This window comes from Mycobacterium sp. TH-M82 (genome assembly GCF_057473605.1).
Genome location: NZ_JBYCKY010000872.1, coordinates 1 through 2,623 on the forward strand (window position 1 = coordinate 1; position 2,623 = coordinate 2,623).

At 66.6% G+C, this 2,623-nt stretch carries 4 protein-coding genes; 3 read left to right on the plus strand and 1 reads right to left on the minus strand.

Annotated elements, in window-relative coordinates:
* Nucleotides 1-535 (minus strand): DEAD/DEAH box helicase family protein (locus tag AC2VON_RS25325; protein WP_486955277.1); only part of this gene is annotated, 535 nt, incomplete at its 3' end.
* A gap of 160 nt (nt 536-695) precedes the next feature.
* Between AC2VON_RS25325 and AC2VON_RS25330 the strand changes: the two genes are divergently transcribed.
* The 3 genes from AC2VON_RS25330 to AC2VON_RS25340 form a co-directional block, all read left to right on the plus strand.
* The gene (locus AC2VON_RS25330) at nt 696-1,202 is read left to right on the plus strand and encodes a ribonuclease FAU-1 family protein (RefSeq protein ID WP_486955280.1); all 507 of its coding nucleotides are present in this window, start codon (nt 696-698) and stop codon (nt 1,200-1,202) included.
* A gap of 11 nt (nt 1,203-1,213) precedes the next feature.
* The gene (locus AC2VON_RS25335; RefSeq protein WP_486955278.1) at nt 1,214-1,687 is read left to right on the plus strand and encodes a hypothetical protein; all 474 of its coding nucleotides are present in this window, start codon (nt 1,214-1,216) and stop codon (nt 1,685-1,687) included.
* Nucleotides 1,688-1,797: 110 nt separating this feature from the next.
* Nucleotides 1,798-2,623, plus strand: an 826-nt coding sequence (locus AC2VON_RS25340; protein WP_486955279.1) for an IS630 family transposase, incomplete at its 3' end; no start/stop codon positions are given.

Genomic DNA, 2,623 nt, shown 5'->3' on the forward strand with positions numbered 1-2,623 from the left:
GCGGTGTGCCCAGGCCGTAGATGCAGGACACCGACGCCACCACCACCACGTCACGCCGGGACAGCAGGCTCGACGTCGCCGAGTGCCGCAGCCGCTCAACGTCGTCGTTGATCGAGCTGTCCTTTTCGATGTAGGTGTCGGTTTGGGCGATGTACGCCTCCGGCTGGTAGTAGTCGTAGTAGGAGACGAAGTATTCAACCGCGTTGTGCGGCAACATCTGCCGCAGCTCGTTGGCGATCTGAGCGGCGAGCGTTTTGTTGGGCTCCATCACCAGGGTGGGCCGTTGCAGCCGCTCGATCAGCCAGGCCGCGGTGGCCGACTTGCCGGTGCCGGTGGCACCGAGCAGCACCACGTCGCGCTCCCCCGCGTCTATCCGGCGTTCCAGCTCCGCGATGGCGGTGGGCTGGTCACCGGCGGGCCGGTACTGGCTGACCACCTCGAAGCGGCGGCCGGTGCGCACCAGCCCCTCCACGGCATCTGCCGCCGGGCGGTACGCCGAGTGCGCGACGACGGGGTGTTCGGTTGCGAAGGCCACCCAGTCAGGGTAGGGCTTCGCCCCGACACTCCAGCGGGAGCTCATGCACAATGACGGAGTGTCCGGGCAGACGCCGGTGAGCAAGGGTGCGCGGCGACGGAATCGTCATAACACCAGGGTCAACACCAGGGTCAACACCAGCGTCGCAGACGTTGCCGCGGTGCATCCGCCCAAGCAGGAGGTCTTCGACCTGGTCGCGGGCACCAACAGCGACCCCAAAGGGGTCGTCCGGGCGGTGGACGAGTTCGCGGTGCGGCCGTGGGGACTCTACATGGCCCGGCCGACGCCCGGCCGGGCCCAATTCGACTACCTCGAGTCGTGGCTGCTGCCCGCACTCGGGCTGCGGGCGAACATCTTCCACTTCAATCCCGGCTACGAACGTGACCAGGACTTCTACCTCGATGTCGGTGTGTACACGCCGGGGCCGACCGTGTGGTATTCCCAGGACCATTACCTCGACCTGGTCGTTCACAGCGGCGTCGGCGTCGAACTCACCGATATCGACGAGTTGATGGCCGCCATACGGCACGGTCTGCTTCCCGCGGACGACGCCGAACGCGCGGTGACCCACGCCGTCGCCGCCGTCGACGGCCTGTCCCGGCATGGCTATGACCTGCACCGGTGGCTGTCAGGCAACGAGATGGACCTCGTCTGGCGCGGGCGGTAACCTCAGCAGCGATGAACCCGACCAGCAGAATGAGCATCGGCGCGGTGACGACGGCGGCACTGATCGGGGGTGGTCAGTTGATTGCGGCCTCGACGCTGGCCCCGACGCTGGCACTGGCCCAAGACGAACTGCACAACGTCACCTATCTGGCGAGGGTCGACGGCGTGGCACCCGGCAGCCAGGCCACCTTCCGGCTCAACGACAACGAGCTCAACACCGCGCCGTTGAGTTCACTGCCGGGTCAGGTGTTCGAGGCGCACACCGTGCTGCTTCATCCCGATACAGCTGGAATGCAAGTGTCGGTCCCGTGGCCTTATGCGGCGACCGTCCATTGCGAGATCGCCGTGGACGACAACGTCACCACCCAGATCGATCGGACGGTCGGACTGACGCTGGGCGCCAACGACCCCAATAGGATCGTGTCCTGCGGCGCCCCGCTCACCGATACCGTCGCCGGAGCCGCCGCTAGTGTGCTGCGCCGTTAATTCGTTATGTAGTTGTAACCGCTGGTTGCTGGCGTCGCCGCACAGCGAGACATGTTGGTGGATGCGATGATTGACCTATGGTATCGCGCGGGAGACCGAAGGCCGAGCTGGTGTTGACTGACGAGGAGCACACGACGCTGACGCGGTGGACGCGGCGGCGGAAATCGGCGCAGGCGTTGGCGCTGCGGGCGCGGATCGTGCTCGGCTGTGCCCAGGGTCTGTCGAACAAGCACGTGGCAGCGCGAGAACGGGTGTCGGAGCCCACGGTGGGAAAGTGGCGGGCCCGGTTGGTCGAATCGCGCCTTGACGGGCTGGTCGACGACCCGCGGCCCGGGCGGCCCGCCTCGATCACCGCCGGGCAGCTCGAAGACGTGGTGGTGGCCACCCTGGAATCGACCCCCGCCGACGCCACACACTGGTCGCGGGCATCGATGGCCCAGCGCTGCGGATTGAGCAAGTCCACGATCGGGCGGATCTGGAAAGCCTTCGAGCTGCAACCCCATCGCAGCGAGACGTTCCAGCTGTCCAACGACCCGCTGTTTGTGAACAAGGTCTATGACATCGTCGGGCTCTACCTGGACCCGCCCGAGGCCGCGGTGGTGCTCAGCGTGGACGAGAAGTCCCAGATCCAGGCGCTGGCGCGCAGCCAGCCGGCATTCCCGACGATGCCCGGCATGGCCGAGAGACGCACCCACGACTACGTCCGGCACGGCACCACCAGCCTGTTCGCCGCCTTCGACATCAGCGACGGCACGGTCATCACGTCTTTGCACCGGCGTCACCGCGCGATCGAGTTCCGCAAGTTCCTCGCCAAGATCGACACCCAGGTCCCCGCCGAGCTCGACGTGCACCTGGTCGCCGACAACTACGGCACCCACAAGGCACCCACCGTGGCGACCTGGCTGGACAACCACCCACGCTTCCACATGCACTACA